This window comes from Chondromyces crocatus (assembly GCF_001189295.1).
GTDB lineage: Bacteria > Myxococcota_A > Polyangia > Polyangiales > Polyangiaceae > Chondromyces > Chondromyces crocatus.
The window spans coordinates 9778826-9801318 of sequence record NZ_CP012159.1 but is presented as its reverse complement, the minus strand read 5'-3'; the positions used below and the strand labels follow the sequence as shown (position 1 = coordinate 9801318).

Annotated in this window: 12 protein-coding genes; 6 read left to right on the top strand and 6 right to left on the bottom strand. The window is 69.7% G+C overall.

Features of this window, described 5'->3' with window-relative positions; all coding sequences use genetic code 11:
- Positions 1 to 217: 217 nt before the first annotated feature.
- The 5 genes from CMC5_RS35360 to CMC5_RS35340 all read left to right on the top strand — a co-directional run bounded on the left by CMC5_RS35360 (position 218) and on the right by CMC5_RS35340 (position 7861).
- A complete protein-coding gene (locus tag CMC5_RS35360) occupies positions 218 to 682 on the top strand; it encodes a hypothetical protein (RefSeq protein ID WP_156339100.1) in 465 nt (154 codons plus the stop codon).
- Between the two features lie 368 nt (positions 683 to 1050).
- Positions 1051 to 1533, top strand: a complete 483-nt coding sequence (locus tag CMC5_RS35355; protein WP_050434532.1) for a hypothetical protein — start codon at positions 1051 to 1053, stop codon at positions 1531 to 1533.
- 644 nt (positions 1534 to 2177) lie between these two features.
- A complete protein-coding gene (locus tag CMC5_RS35350) occupies positions 2178 to 3476 on the top strand; it encodes a TolC family protein (RefSeq protein ID WP_050434531.1) in 1299 nt (432 codons plus the stop codon).
- A complete protein-coding gene (locus tag CMC5_RS35345; protein WP_050434530.1) occupies positions 3473 to 4723 on the top strand; it encodes an efflux RND transporter periplasmic adaptor subunit in 1251 nt (416 codons plus the stop codon). Before CMC5_RS35350 ends, CMC5_RS35345 begins: the two co-directional genes overlap by 4 nt.
- 3 nt (positions 4724 to 4726) lie before the next feature.
- Positions 4727 to 7861 carry an efflux RND transporter permease subunit gene (locus CMC5_RS35340; protein ID WP_050434529.1) on the top strand — a complete coding sequence of 1045 codons (3135 nt, stop codon included), beginning with the start codon at positions 4727 to 4729 and terminating at the stop codon, positions 7859 to 7861.
- 90 nt (positions 7862 to 7951) lie between these two features.
- Here the strand turns inward: CMC5_RS35340 and CMC5_RS35335 are convergent, their stop codons facing one another.
- From CMC5_RS35335 to CMC5_RS35325, 3 genes are all read right to left on the bottom strand, one after another.
- Entirely contained in the window at positions 7952 to 9940 is a 1989-nt protein-coding gene (locus CMC5_RS35335) for a YncE family protein (protein ID WP_063796403.1), read from the bottom strand.
- On the bottom strand, positions 9937 to 14673 hold the full coding sequence (locus CMC5_RS35330) for a cupredoxin domain-containing protein (protein ID WP_050434528.1): 4737 nt from the start codon (positions 14671 to 14673) through the stop codon (positions 9937 to 9939). Before CMC5_RS35330 ends, CMC5_RS35335 begins: the two co-directional genes overlap by 4 nt.
- A gap of 366 nt (positions 14674 to 15039) precedes the next feature.
- Positions 15040 to 16641 (bottom strand): FAD-binding oxidoreductase, encoded by a 1602-nt coding sequence (locus tag CMC5_RS35325; protein ID WP_050434527.1) that lies wholly within the window; start codon positions 16639 to 16641, stop codon positions 15040 to 15042.
- 249 nt (positions 16642 to 16890) lie between these two features.
- Between CMC5_RS35325 and CMC5_RS35320 the strand changes: the two genes are divergently transcribed.
- Entirely contained in the window at positions 16891 to 20262 is a 3372-nt protein-coding gene (locus CMC5_RS35320) for a protein kinase domain-containing protein (RefSeq protein ID WP_050434526.1), read from the top strand.
- A 61-nt stretch (positions 20263 to 20323) separates the two neighbouring features.
- On the opposite strand, the gene CMC5_RS35315 is transcribed toward CMC5_RS35320, so the two are convergent.
- The 3 genes from CMC5_RS35315 to CMC5_RS35305 all read right to left on the bottom strand — a co-directional run bounded on the left by CMC5_RS35315 (position 20324) and on the right by CMC5_RS35305 (position 22443).
- Positions 20324 to 21097 (bottom strand): SAM-dependent methyltransferase, encoded by a 774-nt coding sequence (locus tag CMC5_RS35315; RefSeq protein WP_050434525.1) that lies wholly within the window; start codon positions 21095 to 21097, stop codon positions 20324 to 20326.
- Positions 21098 to 21100: 3 nt separating this feature from the next.
- Positions 21101 to 21331, bottom strand: coding sequence for a hypothetical protein (locus tag CMC5_RS35310; RefSeq protein WP_050434524.1), 231 nt, complete (start codon positions 21329 to 21331; stop codon positions 21101 to 21103).
- A gap of 170 nt (positions 21332 to 21501) precedes the next feature.
- Positions 21502 to 22443 carry a tetratricopeptide repeat protein gene (locus CMC5_RS35305; RefSeq protein WP_169796755.1) on the bottom strand — a complete coding sequence of 314 codons (942 nt, stop codon included), beginning with the start codon at positions 22441 to 22443 and terminating at the stop codon, positions 21502 to 21504.
- Between the last annotated feature and the right edge of the window lie 50 nt (positions 22444 to 22493).

Below are 22493 nucleotides of genomic sequence, written 5' to 3'. Positions count from 1 at the left end.
GGGAGACCTTTTGTCCTTGCTCGGACGTTGCAGCGACGACTGACCAGGCTGCTGCACCTGGCGGTGCGGTGGCTGGAGAGGCCATCGGAGCAGGCCATCGGAGGAAGGTGTCGACCTTCCTGGAGGAAGGTGTCGACCTTCCTGGAGGAAGGTGTCGAGGTCCCTGGAGGAAGGTGTCGACCCGCCTGGAGGAGGGTGTCGAGGTCCCTGGAGGAGGGTGTCGACCCGCCTGGAGGAGGGTGTCGAGGTCCCTGGAGGAGGGTGTCGAGGTCCCTGGAGGAAGGTGTCGACCCGCCTGGAGGAGGGTGTCGACCCTCCTGGAGGAAGGTGTCGACCCTCCTGGAGGAAGGTGTCGACCCTCCTGGAGGAAGGTGTCGAGGTCCCTGGAGGAAGGTGTCGACCCTCCTGGAGGAAGGTGTCGACCCTCCTGGAGGAAGGTGTCGACCCTCCTGGAGGAAGGTGTCGACCCTCCTGGAGGAAGGTGTCGACCCTCCTGGAGGAAGGTGTCGACCCTCCTGGAGGAAGGTGTCGACCCTCCTGGAGGAAGGTGTCGACACCCCTGAAGGCAGTGGTGGGACCTCTCGAAGACGAGGCTTTCGAGCCTCTCGAAGGAGGTCATGAACCTCTCGAAAGAGGCTCTGGAGCCTCTGGAGAGAAGCTGTCGAGCCTCCACGGCGCGTGACGGGTATGTGATGCCCCCTACGCTGGACAGCGCGACGCGGCTGGGAACATGCCGATGTGGACGTAACGGAGCGGCGGGAGGGGGCTCCGAAAAAAAACGAGGGGGGCGTGTAACGCCTGGCGAGGTCGCGAGACAACACGGGGTGACCTTCGTGTGAGGTCGCTCGATGGGCCGGGGCGCTCCCCGGTCGTCGCGCTGGCTCGCGCGAGCGTGCCGGTGAAGGTGGCGAACGGCGTGTTCGACCCCTGAGCCGAGACGAGTCGCAAACCCGAACCCTGGACCCTGGCCGACGCCGGGTCGAGCTCCGCCCCTCCAGTGAGGTGGGGGAGGTCGTCCACCTGCGTCCCTCATCCCAAGGACGAACTGCCATGAACAGCCTCTCCTCGATCGGCATCCTCCACACCGTCGTCAGCCTCTTCGCCATCCCGCTGGGCGCGATCGCGTTCGTGCGCGGAGGTCGCATCGACGTCGCGACCCGCGTGGGCAAGCTCTATGTCGTGGCGACGGCGCTCGGCGCGCTGACGGCCTTCGGTGTGATCAAGACCCCGGTCGGCTTCGGTCTCGCGGTGGGCACCTTGCTCGCGTTGCTCGTGGGCGTGGCCGCGCCGCACCTGTCATGGCTCGGTCGCGCGCGGCGCTACACCGAGACGATCGCGCTGAGCGTGAGCTTTTTCTTCGTGCTGCTGCCCGGGATCACCGAGACCTTGACCCGGTTGCCGGTGAGTCAGCCGCTCGCTTCGGGTCTGGACTCGCCTGTTCTGCGCGTCGCACACCTCGGGCTGGTCACGGGCCTGATCGCGGGCGTCGCTTACCAGGTCACCCGGCTGCGCGTGGGCTCGCGCGTGGTGTGAACACCGTTCGTCACCCGAGCGCTCGACGTGCGTACCGTGCAGCACAGCTCGGCATGCATGCGAGCGTGTGCCTGAGCTTCTTCCGAGTGCTGCTGCTGGCCTGCAAACCATCGAGGCATGATGCCCCAGCCCTCCAGTCATCGAGGCAAGATGCCCTCCTCGAGTCCCAGCACGAGCTCGTCCTGCAACGGGTCGAGGTGCCGTCGGTGCGGCGTCGAGCTGCGAAAATAGCCAGCGAAAGCCGTCGATCATCGAGCGTGCTGAAGCTTGCGGAGGGGCGTGATCGTCGTCGTGGAAGGCGTGGCACACCTCATGATGTAGAGGTGCGCGACCCATGTCGTCCCCTCTGCGCCGCTGTGGTGACGATGCGTGTCGAAGCGCGATGAGGCCGCATCGAGGTGGTTGCACGACCAACAGGATGTGGCATCTAGGACAGCCCACCGACCGGAACGAAGGCCTCACGACATGTGGGCGGCTGCGCAGCAGACTAGTATCTGGCGCCCGATTCCTTAATTGTTTCAGGCAGATGTCGCGGCAAGTCCGCGCTTGACCCCTCCCGGGGACCCGTTAAAGCAACGGGGATGCTGCTGTTTGGGCTCAAATGGGCTGCGCCACACAAAGGCCGCGTTCCACGGAGACCGTGGGTGGCGTTCGTGGCGCCAGCGTTGATGCTGGCTGTGCTGCCCATCGCGGAGGCGAGCGCGGAGACCCGCGCTGGAGCCGCGGCGGCGGCGAAGGGGCCGCGCACGGATGCGGCCGCAGCGCCGGCCGATGTGGGCGCGACCGAGCGCTTTCCCACGCTCGAGAGGGCGATGGAGCTTTCGCGCGAGTGGTCGCCGAGCGTGGTGACGGCGCGCGCTGGCGTGGGCGTTGCGCAGTCCGCGTATGCAGGTGCGCGGCTCACGCCCGTCGACAATCCGTACCTGGAGGTCTTCGTCGATCGGGGCACCAACGGTGCGACGAAGGACGTCATGGTCCAGGGCAACCTGTGGGTGCCGCTGGAGGTGTCGGGGCAGCGCGGCCGCAGGATCGACGAGGCAGACGCGCTGGTCGCCTGGCGGGAGACGGATCTCGAGGCGGTGCGCATGACCGCGGAGGGAGAAGCCGTTCGCGCGTACGGCGCTGCGCTGGTGGCGGCGGCGCGTGTGCTCACCTTCGAGAGCATCGTGAAGGATGCCCGGGAAGAGGCGGGTGTGTACACCTCGCGTCTCGACGCGGGCGACGCGACGCTGCAGGACGAGAAGCTCGCGCAGGTGGAGCTGGCGCGGGTGACGGTGCTGCTCGCGGAGGCGCGGGCCGATCAGCGACGGGCCCTGTCGGATCTGGCGCGGGTGACGGGGCGGATGTTCGAGCCTCCGGGAGGGACGGCGGTCACGCCGCCGCCAGCCGATGGCATGACCCGGGGCGAGGTGGCGCGCGCCGCAGCAGAGTCGCCCCACGTGGACTCGTCGCGGCGCGAGGCCGCTTACTATGCGCGGGCGCGAGAGCGCGCGCAGATCGAGTCGCACGTGCCGCTGAACCTCATCGTCACCGCCGGGCGCGGGGATCTGGGGGAGGCGCGGTTCGGCGGTGGCCTGGCGTGGACGTTCCCGGTGCTGCGGCGCAACCAGAGCGAGACGGCGCGCGCCGACGCCGAGCGGACCAGGGCGCTCGCCGAGACGCAGGTGAAGCAGCGGGTGCTGGCCTCGACGCTCCTCAACCTGGAGAAGGAGCGGGCGGAGGTGCGGCAAGCGCGTGAGGTGATCGAGACGGCTGGGGAGCCGGCCGCGCAGGCCTCGGTGGAGGCAGCGCTGGCGATGAAAGCGGCCGGCAAGGGGGAGATGTTGCGGGTCCTGACGGCGCGCCGAGACATGGCGTTGCTCCGCATGAGACGGCTCGAGCTGATCCAGCGCGAGTGGTCGATCGTTGCCGACATCGTGGCCCTGACCGGAGATCTGCCATGAGGGAAGAGACGCAGGTGATGAACGAAGAGACGATGCCTCCAGAGCTGGGGCCGCAGAGGCCACCCTCCGGGGACGCGTCCGCTGCACAAGGGGCGCAGGGGACGCGCTGGGGTCGCTGGGCGCTCGCCGCAGGGGCGCTGACGGCGCTGGTGGTCGGGGGCGTCGTCGTGGCGCGGAGCCGCGCGAGCGCCGAGACGGTGCCCGTGGTCAAGGCGGACGTGCCCTACGTCGAGGGCAAGACGATCGTGTTCTCGGAGGCGTTCCGGAAGCGGGCTGGCGTGGAGCTGGCTCCGGTGCGCTCGATGCCGCTGGTGCCCCAGCTCAAGGTGGTGGGCACCGTGGATTTCGATCCCGCGCACGTGGGCGCGGTGGGGACCCGCATCCGGGGTCTGGTGAGCAAGCTCCACAAGCTCGAAGGCGAGCGCGTGAAGCAGGGCGACGTGCTCGCCGAGATCGAGAGCGCGGAGCTGGGCGAGGCGCAGGCGGCGGTCACGGTGGTGGGCGCGCAGCGCGAGGCGGCCTCGCTGAACGAGAAGCGCGAAGAAGACCTGGCGGCGAAGGGGCTCTCGACGGCGCGCGAGTACGAGATGGCGACGGCCACGCACAAGGAGCAGCGGGCGCTGCTCCACGCGGCGCAGCAGCGCGTGAAGGCGCTCAGCGGATCCGCGGGTGGACCCTTCGGTGTGTACATGCTCCGATCGCCGCTCGACGGCACCGTGGTCGAGCGGCACATCTTCGCGGGGCAGTCGGTGGAGAGCCACCTCATCGCGTACCGGGTCGCGGACCTGGATCACCTGTGGGTGGATCTGGCGGTGTTCGAGAGCCACATGGACGCGATCCGCAAGGACGATCGGGTGGAGATCACGCGCGTGGGCATCGAGGCCGACCCCATCCCGGGCCGCGTGGCCTACGTGGGTGACGTGGTCGATCCGTCGACGCGTAACATCGAGGTGCGCATCGCGGTCGAGAACGAGAAGCGGCTGCTCAGGCCGGGGCAGGCGGTGAACGCGATCATCCGGGCCTCGGGACCGGCGCGGACGATGCTCGCGGTGCCCTCGACGGCCATCACCTACATCAATGGCAGTCCGACGGTCTTCGTGTCCGACGGCCAGGATCGGGTGGTGCCGACCCCGGTGGAGGTGGGCTTCAGCGATGGCCAGCACCACGGGATCACCTCGGGCCTCTCGGAGGGGCAAGAGGTGGTGTCGAGCGGGGTCTTCGCCCTCAAGAGCGAGTTCTACCGGTAAATCATGCTGTCACGCATCGTCCTGGCTTCGATCCGTCTTCGGACGGTGATGCTGATTCTCTTCGCGATGCTGCTCGGCGCGGGCGTCTTCGCGGTGCGCGCGCTGCCCATCGACGCGATGCCCGACGTGTCGACGGTGCAGGTGGCGGTGATGACGAGCGCCTCCGGTCTCTCGGCCGTCGAGGTGGAGCGGACCGTCACCATCCCGGTCGAGAACGCGCTGAACGGCGTCCCGGGAGGGACGGAGCTGCGCAGCGTCTCCCGTGGCGGGCTCTCGGCCGTGACCGTCGTGTTCAGCGACGACACGGACGTGTGGCATGCGCGCCAGCTCGTGCTGGAGCGTCTCCGGATGGTGGAGCGCGATCTCCCGCCCTCCGCCTCGACGCCCGAGCTGGGGCCCGTTTCATCGGGTCTCGGTGAGATCTTCCAGTTCGTGGTGCGCAGCGAGGGGCACTCGCCCATGCAGCTCCGCACGCTGCTCGACTGGGAGATCGTACCCAAGCTCCGGAGCGTGCCCGGCGTCATCGAGGTCAACACGATGGGCGGGGACCTGAAGCAGTACCAGGTCGTCGTCGATCGGGCCCGGCTCAAGGCCCACAACATGACCCTCGAAGAGGTGCTGGTCGGCCTTCGCGCCGCGAACCTCAGCGTGGGTGGTGGCTACGTGGAGCGGCGCGAGGAGTCGTTCACCGTGCGCGGGCAGGGGATGCTCCGCGACGAGGGGGACATCGCGTCGGTCGTACTTCGCGCCGGGCCGGACGGTGCGCCGGTGCTGGTGAAGCAGGTGGCCGACGTGCGCGTCGGCGCCGCGCTGCGCTACGGCGTCATCACCCACGGCGGCGAGCGGGAGGCGGTGACGGGCATCGTGATGATGCTGCTCGGCGAGAACAGCCGCGACATCGTTGCCGCCGTCGGCGAGCGGGTGAAGGTGATCCAGGAGGAGCTGCCGCCCGGGGTGAAGATCGAGGTCGTGTACGACCGCGCCGACTTCGTGGGGCGCACGATCAGCACGGTGCTCAAGAACCTCGCCGAGGGGGTGCTCATCGTGACCGTGGTGCTGGCGCTGTTCCTCGGGACCTTGCGCGGCGCCATCGCGGTGGTGCTCGGGATCCCGGGGGCGATGACCATCGCGGTGCTCGGGATGCACCTGTTCGGTGTGACGGGCGATCTCATGTCGCTCGGCGCGATCGACTTCGGCTTCCTCGTGGATGGGCCCATCGTCATGCTGGAGGCGGTGATCGCCTCCGTGGCGGGCAAGAAGCTCATCGGCAACGCGCGCGCGCGGGCCTACGGCGAGTCGGCGCAGGCGGTGGCGAGGCCGGTGGCCTTCGCGGTGGCGATCATCATGCTCGTCTACATGCCGCTGCTCTTCCTCGAAGGCATCGAGGGGAAGATGTTCCGGCCGATGGCGCTCACCATGGCGTGCGCTCTCTTCGGTGCGCTCGTCTACTCGGTGCTGTTCTTCCCGGCGCTCCTCGTGACGCTGGTGCCACCGGCGACCGGGCACGGGCCGCGCTGGATCGAGTGGATCACCGAGCGGTACGAGCGGATGATCGGCCGGATCGTTGCTCTGCGCTGGGCGCTGATCGCTGGCTCTGCGGCGATGTTCGTCGGCGTCACCATGCTTTTCGCCAACGCCGGCGCGGAGTTCGTACCCCGCATCTTCGAGGGCGACGCGATGGTCACCATCCGTCGCGCCCCGAGCATCTCGCTGGACGAGGCGCGGAAGCTCGACTTCGAGGCGGAGAAGGTGCTCCACACCTTCCCCGAGATCACCAGCACGCTGGGGATGACGGGGCGCGCGGAGGTGGCCATCGATCCGGTCGGGAACGACAACACCGACATCCTCACGCGCCTCTTGCCGATCAGCGAGTGGACGAGCGCCGACGACTTCGACGACCTGTCGGAGCTGATCAAGAACAAGGTCGAGTCCGAGGTGCCCGGCACGTTCGTGTCGGTGTCGCAGCCCATCGAAGACAAGACCAACGAGCTGATCAGCGGCTCCCGCGCCGACGTGTCGATCAAGGTGGTGGGCGCGGACCTGGACAAGCTCTCGGACCTCGCGGACCGGATCGGCGCGCGGATGAAGGCGGTCGAGGGCTCCGGTGACGTGCGCGTCGAGCGCATCCTCGGCCAGCCGATGATCAATGCCGTCGCGGACCGGGCCAGGATGGCGCGCCATGGCGTGAAGCTGGAGAACGCGTTCACGGTCATCGCCGCTGCGCGCGAGGGCGTTCACGTCGGTGACATCTACGAGGATCAGCGCAAGTTCGATCTGCGCGTGCTGAACCCGCCGGCCGAGGCATCTGCCGCCGCGCTGGGGGAGCTGTTCGTGGAGACGTCGAGCGGTGGCAGCGTGCCGCTGCGCGAGATCGTCACCATCACGGAGGGAGACGGGGTGAGCTCGGTCCGGCGTCAGGACCGGGAGCGGACCATCCGTGTCGACGTGAACCTGCGCGGACGGGACCTGGTGTCGTGGGTCGCCGAAGCGCAGGCCATCGTGCAGAACGAGTTCCCGATGGAGAGCGGCTACCGCGTGGAGTGGGGCGGCCAGTTCGAGAACTTCGAGCGAGCGCAGGAGCGACTGTCGCTGCTCGTGCCGGTGGTCGTCGCGATCATCTTCGGGATGCTGCTCTGGATGTTCCAGAACGCGCGGCTCGCGGTGAGCGTGTTCGTGATGGTGCCGCTGTCGCTGATCGGTGGGATGCTCGGGCTGATGTTCCGGGATCTGCCGTTCAGCCTGTCGGCGGCCGTCGGGTTCATCGCGCTCGGCGGTGTGGCGGTGCTGAACGGCGTGGTCATCGCGAGCGAGGTGCAGCGGCGCCTCATCGCGGGCGAAGAGCTCGACCACGCCGTGACCCACGGGACCAGCTCGGTGGTGCGCGCGGTGCTGACCACCGCGGCGGTCGCGGCGCTCGGGTTCTTGCCGATGGCGCTCGCGTCGAGCGCCGGCGCGGAGGTGCAGCGTCCGCTCGCCACCGTGGTGATCTTCGGCATGATCTTCGGAACGATCACCACCCTGGCGGTGCTGCCTGGGGTGCTGCGGATCTCGCTGGCGGGCCAGCGGTTCGACAAGCAGGCCCCCCAGGAAGAGGAGGCGCTCGAAGAAGGGGGCGCCCCGGTGACGGCTTCGGCCTGATCGCCACCCACACCTGACCCTCCGGACGCTGGCACGGGCTGGCGTCTGGAGGTCGGGTGCTCACGTCCCTCCGAAGCCTGCCGGAGTGCTTCAGCGCGATGCGCTCTCCTCGACGGCGACGTCCCGCCTGGGGCGTGCCTTGATCTTCGCCCAGGGGAGTGTGCCCATGGGGGCGCCGCGCGCGTCCACGCCGACCATGAGGCGGTACTCGCCGGCATGGGTGGGGGTGAAGGTGACCGAGAATGCGCCGTCTCCTTCGGCCTGGGGCGCGCCGCTCCACCGGAAGCCGGAGGGAAAGCGAAAGATCAGCGCGTCCAGGTGGGCGGGATCGAGGGGGGCCGCGGAGGCGCCGCCGGTCGTCGTCGGCGTCGCCCGGAAGCGGAGCGTCACGGGCGCGCCCACCTCGGCCTCCGCACTCGTGTCGAACAGCGGCTCGAAGGTCACGCCCGGAGGAGGTGTTGCAGGGGTGCCGAGGCTGGGCTCTACCTTGGCGTCGAGGCAGGCGGCGAGGCGGCGGCTGCCGAGGAGGAGGGCCACGTCGTGCATCCCCTCGCTGCCCACGCGCACCGTGGTCTCGTAGACACCGGGGCGCTTCTCGTGGAGTGAGCGGTCCTCCAGAAGGACGGAGCGTGGTGCGCGCCCGTGGTTCAGGAGGGTGCCGAGCGGCGCCATCATCCCCTCGACGTAGTAGTAGAGGGCCTTGTCACCGGGGCTCCCGATGATCGCGCCGTTCCCTTCGGGCAGGGCGACGATCGGCGCGCCCTGGGCGGCGTCCCTCGCTTCACGGGGAGCCCGCTGGCCGATCTGCACGTCGACCACGGCGGGGGTGTCGGGGCGCTCCAGCGCGGCGAGATCGAGCAGCGACACGCGGTTCGCGTCGAGGCTCCTCACGTAGGCGAAGGTGGGGGTGAACGCGACGACGTCGGGCCTCGCCAGATGGCTCAAGGTGTGGCGGGGCTGGCCGGTGGCGCCGTCGAGGATGGTCAGCTCGTCGGCCTCGGGGTTGAGGGCGAAGGCGAAGCGGCCCCGAGGCTCGAACTGCACGGTGGCGACGCCGGGGCGAAGGGGGATGCGTCCGGCCAGGGTGCGGTGCTCGACGTCGAGGAGCAGCATCTCGCCGCGCGCCGGGTTGGCCACGTACACCGCGCTGGCGGTGTCGCTCGCCGAAATCGAGGTCGCGCCCGCACCGATCTCGACCTCGCGGAGCACCTCGAGGTCTGCCGTGTCGACGACGACGGCGCGCTCGGCGTCGCGGCTGATGATCCAGGCGTCGCGCTGGCGGTTGGCGAAGACGATCTCGTGGTGCCCTCGGCCCACGCGCAAGGTGGACAGCGGGACGCCCGATCGGGCGTCGAGCACGCTGACGGTGTCGTCGCCGTCGTTGCCGATCCAGACGGTGCGTCCGTCGGGGGCCACCACGACCTGGGTGGGGGTGTCGCCGACGGGGACGTTGGTCGTGACCAGGCCGCGTCGGGCGTCGACGAAGGCAACGCTGCGGGCCGCGGGAAGCGTGACGTACACGGTGTCGCCCTCCGGGTGCATGGCGAAGGCGGCGCCGCGTCCGGCGAGGCTGACCACCCGCTGGAGCTTGGTCTTGCTGAACGCGACCTGCGGGTTGATCACCGAGAGGGAGCTGTCGTCGTTCAGCGTCCAGAGCAGGTGGGTGTTCATGTCCACGTCGGGCGTGGTGGACAGGAGACCGGCGCGGTAGCTCTTGATCTTCTCGCGGCAGGCGGTGTCGTCGGGCGGAGGGCCGTCGCGGCGCGACATCCAGGCGAGGGGCGCGAGGCCGCCGATGGGCGCGCCGGTCTTGGCGTCGGTGATGGTGAAGACGGCGGTGTGCTCGTCGCGGGGGTCGAGGCGGGTCGGGTCGGCGGACAGCGGCTTCAGGGCGAAGTGGATGGCGAGGCCATCGCGCTCGAGGTGACTCTCGGGGTCGGGAAGGGCCGCTGTCGGAGGTGCAGGGAGGGGCGCCGCGATGGGCGAGGGGGAGGATGCGGGCGACGGGGCACGCTGCCCGCACGAGGGGGCGGTGAGCGCGAGCGGGGCCGCGAGGAGGGCAGGGTAGAGCGACCTCACGGCGTCACCCGGAAGATGCCCCAGAGGCCACCCGAGAGCTTGGAGGTGGGCTGGTTGAGGTAGAGCCTGTCGCCGGGCACGTGGTGACGGCCTCCCGCGTCGTCGAAGGGGACGATGTTCCAGGCCGTCATGGGGCCGATGCCGCCCTGGGTGCCGAGCGCCATCGCGTGGGGGTTCGCGCCCATGGCCCGGGACGCGCTGCCCGCCGCCCACGGGATGTGCGGCCACTCGGCACCCCAGAGAGAGAAGGCGTGCCGGCGCAGGTGCCCCGAGGGGTACGTCACGCGGACGCGGATCTTCTGCCGCGAGGTGGCGGTGAACACGGGGGTGGCGGGGTCGCCGTGGGGGGTGGAGCTGAAGAGGTTGGAGAGATCGAGGTTGTTGAGCTGGCTGGATGGCGTCTCCGGGCGGAGGCCGAGACGCTTCCAGACGGGCTCGGTGCGGTAATTGACCGCCTTGTGCCCGACGTCGCCGAAGCTGAACGTGTTGCGAATCGCGGCGTCGCAGTTCATCGCGGCGTCACCGCAGCGGAAGGTGGCGTTGTCCGTGAAGAGGTTGAGCTCGTCCTGGAGGACGACGACGAACTCGCGGAAGGAGGTCGGGCCGCCCTGGGGGTCGATGTAGCGGACGGTGGCCTGCGCACGCTGGCCCGGGTCCTCCATCCAGCTCGCCCACTTCGGCTCGACGATGAGGGCGCCGACGGCACCGTGCATGCCGTGGGTGATGACGTCGGCCATGTCCCTGAGGTTCACGGCACCGAACTCGATGGGCTCGTGGATCCACTGAGGGCCAGGGCCGTCGTTCTGCACGACCTCGCCGGCATACCAGGTGTACTGCCGCGACTCGCCTGGACCTACGCTCTGGACCGCGTTCAGGCCGACGTCGGCGCCGTCGTCGGTGGTGACGTCGTAATGGAGGAGCTGGGGGTGGAGCGAGACGCGGTTCGAAGGCTTCACCTGGTTGGTGTTGAAGCCGTCGACGATGGGCGTGTTGTAGTTCCACCCGGCGCGGTGGGTGAAGCTCGCGGGCAGCTCGTTGACCAGGGTGAGCTTGATGCAGTCGCCCGCGGCGGCGCGCAGGATGAGGGGCTCCGGGGCGCGTGTCCCCCAGCGGAGGCCAGGGAGGTCGTACTCGTGGACGAAGAGAATGGCGTCCGGATCGTAGAGGCCGGCATTGCCATTGTAGACGAGGCGATTGCCCGGCAGATTGCCCTGCGCGCGGAGGGCGTGGACCTTGAAAGGTCGGATCGGCGCGCCCGCCGGGCAGGTGGGCAGATTCGCCGGAGGGGTGGGGCGAGAGCCCGGGAGTGGGAGCAGATCGGTGCTGGTCTTCTTCAGCGTGCGCAGGATGCCCCACGCGCCGTTCCAGAGGTCGTCGGTGACGGCGCTCTGATAGAGGTGATCGGCGACGCCGTTCTCACTGTTCGGTGGAGTGGCAGGACTCACCGATTCCAGCTCGAAATGCTCGGAGATGCCGATGGGCTGACCATTGGTGAAGCCGCTGTCCCGATCGTCGGGCTCGCGCAGCCATTTGAGGCCGTGAATGGAGAAGACGTGCTGCTTGTGCTGGGCGCCCTGGAGCAGGCGCACCTGAACGCGATCGCCCTCATGCGCTTCGAGGAGTGGTGTCGCGGGATCGCCATGAATGGAGGAGCGAAAGACGTTGTGCATCTCGCCGGCCGCGCCGCTCTTGCGGGTGACGGCACCGGTGCTGCAATCGCGCCGGGCGAGGCGCATGGGGAGGGGCTCGTGGCGATAATTGATGACCTGGGTGCCCGGGTCGGCGGTGGAGACGATCTGCGGGGCGGAGGCGCCGGAGTGCGTGATGCCGAGCGGGAGCGCCGCCTCCGCCGAGGTGGGCGGGTGGACCGGATTGCCGCATTCGTCGTACACGAGGGCGTAATCGGCGATGCTCAGGTTGAACTCACGGAAGGGCGCCGGGTTGCTGGTCTGAGAGCCAGGGACGTAGATGTCGGCGCGGTAGCTCGTGGGGCCGCCGTCGGCGCGGCCGCCGAAGACCTCGCCCGTCTTGGGATCGCGCCAGACGGAGCCGACCGGCTCGACGACGAGGCCTGCATAGAGGCCGTGGTGCTGGTGGGACGAGGCGCTGAAGTGATCGTGCGAGAAGGCCGTGCGAATCGTGCGATCTTTGCCTTCGCTGCCGGTGAGGGGATCGGCCCACCAGCGCTGGATCGTGGTCTGCGCGCCGAGCGGGGCGGAGGCGATGGTCGGATGGTGCGAGGGAGAGAGCGCGACGCGGCCGCCCTGGGGCAAGAGGGTGCCGTCGGCGGGGAAGGCCCCTCCGCGCGCGTTCGCGGCGTCGATGCGGGCGATGACCTCTTCGGCGGCGAAGGTGCCATCCTCGTAGTTGAAGCCGTTCGCGGCGCCGTCGGAGGAGGTGACGTCGAACTTCACGAGGTGGATGTGCTGGCCGATGATGTCGGTGGGGGTGAAGATCTGGAAGTCGTCCTGCTGGAGCACGTCCGGGATCAGGTTGGTGGCCTTGAAGACGACGCACTCGCCGGAGCTGGCGCGGAAGAACAGGGGCTCGGGGGGGCGGGTGCCGTCGAGGGTGGCGTCGACGTCGTGCTCGAGGACGGCGAGGCGCATCTGCGGGTCGTGCCAGCCAGCGCCGTTCACCACGCCGTCGACCTGCACGTAAGCTGCGCGGTAGGTGCGCACGGGGGCGCCAGGGGGGCAGGGGTCGGCATACGGGGCGCCTGGGCGCGGGGGGAGGCCATTGACGGCGAAGCGCGCGGGCTGGCCTTCTGGCGTGAACGAGGGGTAAGCGCGCGCTGGGAAGCCGTAGGGCGTGGTGAAGGGCGCGCCGCCGGGGAACTGGCCCGCGTGAAAGTCGGCGGCTGCGAGCTCGGAGGGGGTGCCGCCCGAGGGGAGGAGCTTGAGGTCGGCTTCGAGGAGCACGGCGTCGTACTCGCCGCGATCGCGCGAGATGACGGGCGCGCTGGTGACGATGTGGCGCGGGAGGCCGCCGTCGTGATCGAGGTCCAGGGGAGGCTGCGGGGGGCGGTGACCGGCGACCGCGGCGATGTAGAACGGGTAGCCCGGCATCGGGGGGCGGGTCACCGTGGTGCCGTTCGTCAAGGTCACCGTGGTGGGCGCGTACGTGGGCATGGGCGCCATGGCGAGCCCGGGAATGGGCACCACCGCAGGGACCGGGGTGCCGCTGGCGAGTTCGCCGTCCGGGAGCTTGCGGTCCGAGGTGCCCGCCTCGAAGACGTCGTGGCTGCGCCAGAGGCCCCACATCCCCTGCACGAAATGGGGATAGAGGTGGCAATGGAAGATGGAATCACCCGGGGTGAGGTTGCGGTTGCCGCCGCCGCCGTAGCTGATGTCGTAGGTGAACGCCTCGCCCGGGGCGATGCCCTGGGAGTCCAGGTAGCTGCTGTCGTCGCTGCCCGGGGTCCTGAACCATTGCTGGGCGTGGAGGTGGAAGACGTGGGTGTCGAGGGGGCCGGCGTGGAGGTTGCGAAAGCGGGTCGGGTCGCCGACGTAGCCATGCTGGACGTTGGAGGGATCGTCGAGAAAGGGGACGGCCGGGCCGCCATCGGCGTCGGGATCGATGATCAGGGCCGGGTCGCCATTGGCCCATGAGCTGAGGAAGAACTCCTCGAACTTGCACTCGTCGCAGTCCTTCGCGGGGCCCAGCTTGGCGCGGCTCGCCAGCAGCTCGGCGCCGAGCCCCGAGGAGCCGTAATTGACGCCGAATCCGTCGCCGACCGCCCGCAAGGCCGGGTTGGTGTTGAACTCGGGGAAGGCCTGCACGGCATTCGCGCCGTCGTGGAAGATGACGGTGAGTTCGCGGAACCGGCCCTGGTTCAGCGAGTTCTGGGTGCCCGCCTGGGTGGACGAGAAGCCGGTGATGATGGCATTGAGATCCCCGTGCACGATCTCGCCGTGGCGATTGCGTATGGCGAGGATGGGCTCGCCGTCGTCGTCGAGGGCATCGTAATCGATGCGCGGGGTGCCGTCGGGGTTCGAGGGCCAGCGCGAGGCGGCGACGAGGTCGTCGGCGGTGACCTGCGAGCGGTACGCGACGGACCCGGCCGGCTCGACGTGGACCGCGCCGAAGAGGCCCTGGACGAGCTGTCCGCCATTGAACTGGCCACCGACCATGGCGCCGGTGCTGTGCATCAGGAAGGTGCCCTCGTGAGCGGCCGAGAGCAGGTAGTTGCGGGTCTCGCCGGGTGAGGCGAGCGAGTCGGGGTTGTTGCCGATCTTCGCGCCGAGGGCCTGGATGTTGCGCATCTGGAGGCCGTCGACGTGGATGGACGCGCGCCGGGTGGCGGGCGAGCCGCCGGGCAAGGTGCCGCCAGCAGGGGTGAGCCAGTTGGTGAAGGAGATGCCGAGGGTCTCGCCGACGTTGACGCGGAGGACGAGGGGGCGTGCGCGCTTGCCTTCGCGCAAGGTGGCGTTGCCAGGGCCGAGGGGGAGGGAGGGGTCGGCGGCGATGACGTCACGCTTCAGCGCGTAGACCATGCCGGAGGGATTGAAGGAGCCGAAGCGATTGAAGACGTAAACCTGATCGATCGCGACGACCTCGGCGAAGACATCGGCACCGGCGACGGCATGCGCGAGCGCATCATCGCTCTCGGCGGTGTCCGCCTCTGCGATGTCCTGGTGATTGCCCTCTTCGTCGAGGAGCGACCCGCTGCAGCCTGCGCACGCAATGAGCAGAAGGGTCTTGATCAGACCGTACAGCGTCTTGTTGAGCACTCGACCCCCTCGACGACGCAATGCCCCTCAGACGGCTGTCCCAGGCATCGACGCGCCACTGTGGGCGACTGCGATCCGAGCAGGCCGGCAGAGCGGGGGCGTCTCGGGTGATCTGTCACCTGGTGGGGTTGGATGTCAAACGAGATGACAATGGGCGAGAACGATTGTGACGCCGGGATCCGCTGCGGTCATTGCATGCTTCGTCGGGCGCGGAACCGCGCAATGAGCGGTGTGCTCTCGCGTTCCAGATGTCGCGCGCATTGCGTGTCGTCGACGCTCGTGGGCGAGCGTCCTGGCCGGTGTCACGTGCCGGTTCTGGTTCGGTCGAGCCGCAGCGTCCGGATGCCGTTCCGCAGGGGCACGCGCTCAGCGCGGTTCAGGATCGATCAGCACGCCCGGGTTGAGGATGCCTTGCGGGTCGAGGGCGCGCTTGGCGGCGCGCAGCGCGAGGGCGAAGGGGTCGGGGCGCTCGTGGTCGTACCAGGGTCGGTGCAGCCTGCCGACGGCGTGGTGGTGAGTGATCGTGCCGCCCGTGGCGAGCACGGCGTCGGCCGCAGCGCGACGGATGGCGTACCAGCGCTCGAGTTCTTCGCCAGGCTCGGCGGGGGCGAGGAAGGTGTAATAGGGCGCTGGACCGTCGGGGTAGACGTGGGTGAAGCGGCAGGCGAGCGCGCGCGCGCCGGCGCCGCGGACGGCGGTGTCGACGGCGGTGTGCAGGGCGTCGAAGCGGTCCCAGGGGCAGGCGGTCTCGAAGGTGTCGACGACGACGCCGAGGCTGACCAGCGCGGTCTGGAGGTAAGGGGCCTGGAAGAACGACTCGCGGTAGGTGGACGCGGCGCTGGCGGCAGTGCGCTCGCCGTCGTCGCGGATCTTCGGGCCGTCGGGGCAGCGGCCGCGGTGCTCGGCGGTGATCGCGAGGGCGCGGTGGATCCACGTGTCGAGGGGGTGATCGGCAGACTCGAAGCCGAGCAAGAGCACGGCTTCCCCGTCGGCTGCGACGCCGTTCAAGAGCATCTCGGTGCGATCGATGAGGCGGCAGTTGGCGGGGTGGAGGCCACTCTGCGCGAGGGCGCGGGCCGCGGCGGCGCCGTCGGCGAAGGAAGGAAACGCGACGGAGGCGGAAGCGCGGTAACGAGGCCTCGCCTGGACGCGCAGCCAGGCTTCGGTGATCACGCCGAGGATGCCCTCGGAGCCGAGGGCGAGGCGGTCAGGACTCGGGCCAGCGCCCGACGCCGGGAGCCTTCGGGTTGCGTAGACGCCCGCCGGGGTGAGCATGCGGATCGAGGACACGAAGTCGTCGATGTGGGTGTGCAAGGTGGCGAAATGGCCACCGGCGCGGGTGGCGATCCAGCCGCCGAGCGTCGAGAACTCGAAGCTCTGGGGGTAGTGACGGAGCGTGAGGCCGTGGGGGGCGAGCTGGGCTTCGATGGCCGGTCCGCGGGCGCCGGCCTGGATGCGAGCGACGCGGGAGAGGGGGTCGACGTCGAGGACGCGGTCGAAGCAGCGGAGGTCGAGGGCGATGACGCCGTTGTAGGAAGGGCCGATGTCGGGCTCGACACCGCCGACGACGCTGGTACCGCCTCCGTAGGGGATGAGCGCGATGTGGGCGTCGCTGCACCAGGCCAGGAGGGCTGAGATGTCGTCTTCGGAAGAAGGGTAGGCCACCCAGTCGGGCGCGAGCGTGAAGTCGCCACGGAAGCCGCGAACCAGATCACGGTAGCTGCGCCCATGGGTGTGGGTGATGCGATCGCGCGGCGCAGAAGAGCTTAGGTGCGCGAGGGCGGGCGGAAGTTCAAAGCGTGGGGGGCGAAGGACGATGGTGTCGAGCGGGGGAGGCTCACGAGGTTCGAGGGGAGGGACGCCAAGGAGGGCGCCCACCTGCGCGCCGATGGCCTTGCGGGTTTCCTGGTCGGGAAACCGATCGGCGTAACCCCACCCCCAGAAATTGCGCTCGCGTTCGTCTGTCATGACGCGGAGGAGCTTACATGACGCGGAGGAGCTCACAGGAGGCTCAGCAGGCATGCTTGTCAGGGGCGTGGACGCTTCGAGGTGGCATGCATGTCGTGGCGGAGCGCGTCGTGGCGGAGCGGAGCGGAGCGTGGCGTGCGCTCTCAGGCGGAGGCCGCTGAGGAAAGTAGGGCAGGGGAGCTATTAGTTCGTCCGGTCCTTCGCCTCGCTTGCCGTGGGCCAGGGCGCTCGCCTACGATTCACCGCGACGTGATCGATACGCGGCTCGGCGGGCGATATCATCTGGTCCGCCAGATCGGTCAGGGCGGGATGGGCCGCGTCTACGAAGGGCGGCACGTCGCCACGGGCCGTCGGATCGCGGTGAAGGTGATCACGGCGGCGGACGCGGCGGCGTTCGGGCGTCTGGAGGTGGAGGCCAGGGCGGCGGGGGCGATCGAGTCGCAGCACATCGCGCAGGTCCTCGATGTGGGGATCGACGAGGCGACCGGCGCTGCGTACATCGTGATGGAACTCCTCGAAGGCGAGGACCTGTCGCTCGTGCTCTGCCGGCTGGGATGTCTGCCGCTCCAGCTCTGCTTGAGGATCGCGGTGCAGACGTGCCGGGGGCTCGCGCGCGCCCACGCGGCCGGGGTGGTGCACCGCGACATCAAGCCGGCGAACCTGTTTCTGGCCGAGCGGGACGGCGGTGAGCTTGCGGTGAAGATCCTGGACTTCGGGATCGCGAAGCTGCGGCCGTCGCCATTTGCTCAGCAGGACGCGGTGACGCTGACCCGGACGGGCAGCATGCTCGGCACGCCCCTGTACATGTCGCCCGAGCAGGTGCGGGGGCAGCAGACCCTCGATCTGCGCACGGATCTCTGGTCGCTCGGGGTGGTGCTCTACGAGGCGCTGACGGGCAAACCGCCGCACCAGCGGGACGCGGTGGGTGAGGTGGTGGTGGCCATCTGCACGGCGAAGCCGCCGCCCGTGGACAAGGTCGCTCCCTGGGTGCCTCCGGGGGTGGCGGCGGTGGTGGCGCGGGCGCTGGAGATCGACCCGAAGGATCGGTTCCAGCGCGCCGAGGAGATGCTCGCTGCGCTGCTCGCGCTCTTGCCCGACGATCCCTCGATCCGGCGCTCGATGCTGGTCCCGGCCGAGGGGAGTGTGCCCATGTCCCAGGCGCACCCCGCGGCGCCGACGGTGTTCGTGGCGTCGCACGCGACGGGAGATCTGCCTGGAGGAACGGAGGGCGCGACGGTGGAGGTCCGTCCTCCTCCGTTCCCGACGCGCACGTCGCAGCGGGACGACTTGCCCTCGCCGCTGACGAGCTTCATTGGTCGGGAGGCGGAGATCGTCGAGGCGAAGCGGCTGCTCCAGGCGGGGCGGCTGGTCAGCCTCGTGGGCCCAGGGGGAACGGGCAAGACGCGGCTGTCCATCCAGGTGGCTTCGGAGCTGCGCAGCAGCTTCGAGGATGGCGCGGTGTTCGTCGATCTGTCGTCGGTCCTCGAGGCAGACGCGATCCTGGGGGCGATCGCGGCAGGGGTCGGGGTACGAGAAGAGCCTGGGCAGGCCCTCTCGGCCACGATGCTCCGTCAGCTCAGGCCCAGGCGGCTCTTGCTGGTGCTCGACAACTGCGAGCATCTCGTCGGTGCCTGCGCGGAGCTGGTCGAGGAAATGCTCCTCGGCTGCCCGGGGCTGCGGCTGCTGGTGACCAGCCGGGAGTCGCTGGCGCTCGAAGGGGAAATGATCCTGGCGCTCGCGCCACTGCCGATCCCGGAGGCGGATCACGATCTGGGCGACGTGGCCAGGAGCGAGGCAGTGCAGCTCTTCGTCGAGCGAGGGCGCTCGGCGCAGGCCGGCTTCCGGTTGACCGCGGAAGTTGCGCCCGCGGTGGCGCACATCTGCCGGACGCTGGACGGGATCCCGCTGGCGATCGAGCTGGCCGCGGCGCGCCTGCGAGGGCTCACGGCCGAGCAGATCGCCGCGCGCATCGAGGATCGCTTCGGGCTGCTCGACTCCATCCGGCGGACGGCGTCGCGGCGTCAGCGCACGCTGCGGGCGCTCATCGACTGGAGCCACGAGCTGCTCACGGACCGGGAGCGGGCCGCGCTGCGACGGCTCTCGGTGTTCCAGGGCGGCTGGGTGCCCAGCGCTGCCGAGGCGGTGTGCACCTTCGAGGGGGATCCACTCGAGCTACAGCCCGCACAGGTGACGGACCTGGTGGCGCAGCTCGTGGGCAAGTCGCTGGTCGTCGCGGTGGATCGGTCGGGCTCGGGCCGATACCGCCTGCTGGACACGATCCGTCAGTACGCGCTGGAGAAGCTCGAAGAGTCCGGTGAAGCGCCGGCCGTACGGGCGCGCCACTTCGCGTGTTACCTGCGCCTCGCCGAAGAAGCCGAGTCGAAGCTGCGGACGGCGGAGCAGCTCGAGCTGCTCCGGAGGCTCGACGTCGAACACGACAACCTGCGGGCGGCGCTGGATGGCTTCGTCGAGGGCGGGGCGCCCGCGGGGGGCGGGGATGCGCCGAGGGGCTGGCTGGAGCCGGAGGCGGCGCTGCGGCTCGCAACGGCGCTCGGTCGGTACTGGTTCTTGCGAGGGCACCACGCCGAGGGGAGCGCGCGACTGGAGCGGCTCGTCCGTCAAGCTACGGCAGCGCCAGCCGCGATCCGCGGGCGCGCGCTGTCGATGCTTCTCGTGCTGCTGCCGGGGTCACGTCCGGGCAAGGTCACCCCCGAGGAGGCGCTCGCGGCTTGTCGCGCAGGCGGTGAGGGCTTCTGGATCTCGCTGGCGTTGCTCGGGATGGCCGAGCAGGCGCTGTTGAAGGGGGACCACGCCACCGCGCTGTCTGCCCTCGAAGAGGGGGCGGTCCACGCGCGGGCGACAGGCGATGCCTGGATCATCGCCCGCCTGCTCGGCGAGCGAGGTCGAGTTCACCGATCCCGCCTGGAGTTCGAGCAGGCCGTGACCCCGCTGCGCGAGGGGCTCGCGCTGGCACGCCAGACCGGAGATCGATGGCTGATCGGCATCCTTCTCCACGCGCTGGGGCTGACCTGGTGCTTCCAGGGGGAGTACGAGGCGGCGGCGGCATTGCTGGAAGAGAGCTTGTCGCTGCAGCGGGTGCTCGGCTCCCGGGTGAGCATCGCGGAGACGCTGAGCACCCTGGGGGGCGCGTTCCAGTACCTGGGCCGCCACGGGCAAGCGGCGACCTGCTTCGAAGAGACGCTGAGCCTGGCCCGCGCGCTCGGCAACGAGGAGCTGGCCGCCCGTGCGTGGCTGAACCTCGCGGACAACGCGCTCGTGCAAGGTGACCTCGCCTCGGCGCGGGTGAGCCTGCGAGAGGGGTTCGCTCGCTGGCAGGAGATCGTACGCAAGGAGCTGCTCGCGTGGGGTCTGCTCGGGCTCGCGGAGCTGGCCTGGCGTGAGGGGCGGCCTGCAGACGCGATGCGTTTCTTCGGTGCGGAGCTGGCACTGGAGCAGGCCTACGCCATCGGCCTCCACCCCGCTTCCCGCGCCCGCTTCGAGCGGATCCTCGACGGTCTGCGCACGTCGCTGAGCGAAGAGGGGGAGCGCGTGCTCGAACTCGGGCGAGCGCTCCGTCTGGAGGAGAGCTTGCGGGAGGCGATCGCCTACCTGACAGCGTGAGCGACGCAGAGCACAGCGTGAGCGACGCAGGGCGGGCAGCCGTTGCCCCGGCGTGATCCGGTCACTCGGGGGCGAGGGCGACGAGAAGCTCTGGATCCGCCGGGAGCTGGTCGAGCGGCGGGACGTAGAGCGTCGCCGTCGCCTGGACCGGAGCGCTCGGGAGACCGGCGATGGTCGAAGGCTCGATGATGGCGCGGCAGCCCGGGTACTCCGCGGCGGTGTAGACGATCGCCTGGTGTTCCGCCGGGTAGTGCTCGACGAGGGCAGCGCTGAGGGCCCGCAGGCCACGGAGGTTGGGGAGGGTCGCGGTGTGGGCGCGGACGCCGATGGCGGCGATCTGGTAGAGCACGAGGGCGCTGCGCGGATCGAAGCGCCGGCGCTGCACCAGGAAATCGGTGGCTTCGAAGGTCTGGCATCCACGGGCGCCCGGGTCGACGCCGAGGTCGGCGAACAAGCAGTCTTCCGCAGAGACGCCGGGGAGCATGGTGGCGCTCAGCCCTTCGGCTCGGGCACTGCGAATGGCGTCGTGGGCCGGGGTGACGAGCACGCCAGGGTGCCCGTACATCACGAGACAGACCCGGACGCCACCGCGCGCCGCCGCGAGGGCGCGCTCGACGATCTCCTCGTACGTGGAGAGCCGATCGCGCCCGAGCTGATAGAGGTGATGGAGGCTCTCCGCGGTGGAATTGAGCTGCTCGAACCACCGCCGCTGCACAGGGCCATCGGTCACATAGAAGACCTTCTCGGCGTCCCGGATGGCGGCGCGCGCCTCGGGCGTGAGCTGTGTGACCAGCCGGATGCCGGTCCCCACGACGGTGAGCGATCCGGCCGGCATCGATCAGATCTTCTTGGGGAGCGCCGACATGATGAAGCGCATGCCGGAGGCGCGCGGTTCGTCACCGATCACCTTGCGGAGCCGATCTTCGTCGCCCGCGCGAACGAGCACTTTCTCTTCGTCCGAGAGACCCGCGGCCGTCATGGCCGCCTCGGGATCGGTCTGGAATTGCTTCAGTCGCTCCTCTTCGCCGAGCGCGAGAAAGAAGTCGACGAGCTTGGTCCGGCTTGCCATGGCGCCTCCTGAGAACGAATGTCGTGGCGAAGGCCAGGGTCCAGCGTCCGCCGAGGGATTGATGAAGCCAGCGGAGCGGATGGGGTTACCTGACCGACGCGCGCACGGTAGCGGCATCACCATCCGACCTGCAAGCGCTCGTGCCCACATGCGGGGCGCGTTGGTGTGGGTCAGTAGATCTTGCGCTCGAGTCGCTCGAGCCGCCGCCCCGTCCCGAGGCCGCGGGCGCGCGCTTCCTGCAGGAGCTTGGCCCCACGAGGACCGGCGGCAGCGAAGAAGCTGGCTGCCTCGTCGGGATCGCCGTGATCCGTGTAGAGGGTGACCAGCTCACTCGCAGCGGCGTCTTCGAGCTGGGCCTCGAGAGAGCGTGGATCGGAGGGGCGCATGCGCACCAGCTCGCGCAGGGCTTCCATGGCGGCGCGGTGGTGCTTGCGACCGAGGCCCTTCAGGCTCCACGCCTTCAGGTAGAGAGCGCGCTTGCGCAGGCTGGGCTTCGTGGAGCGGCGGAGGCTGCCATCGCATCGCCACACCGCTTCATCCAGATCACCCTCGGCATAGGCGAGGTTGGCCAGCTCCAGGTAAGCCTCTGGCGTGGCTTTCGCTTCGGGATGCTCTTCGAGGAGCTGCCGGTAGCGGTTCCTGGCTTCCTCTGCTTTGCCAGCGTCCTGCAGGGAATGGGCGAGGGCGAAGAGCGCTCGGGAGCGCTCGGGCGCGTCCCGCAGGTCTGGAGCGTCGACCAGGGCGCGGTAGGCGACGATGGCCTCCGTGCGCCTGGCGACGGCTTCAGCCCGGAGCACACGGCGCCGTTTTTTCAGCAGAGGTCGGGTGGGCGAGGCGGCGGCCGCTACCTCGTCGAGCTCGAAGAGTTCGACGGACGCCGCCTGGTCCTGTGCCCGAAGCGATTCGGCTCGCTGCCATAGCCGCGCCGAGCGCGCGAGCGTGTCTCGGTATGCGGCCTCGTCAGCAGCCGAGGCAGCCGGGTCGAGCCCCCTCGCTGCACACCCGGCCGAGACGAGCAGGAGCAGCAATGCGAGCGCGGGGCGAGCGAGAGCGCGGCTGGCCCTCGTGACTGGATGGCCCACACCCTGCGGCCAGCGACCCCCCGGTTCCACGATAGCCACCATTCTCCTCCGCCAGCAGGGACGCACTGGAATGTGCAGAT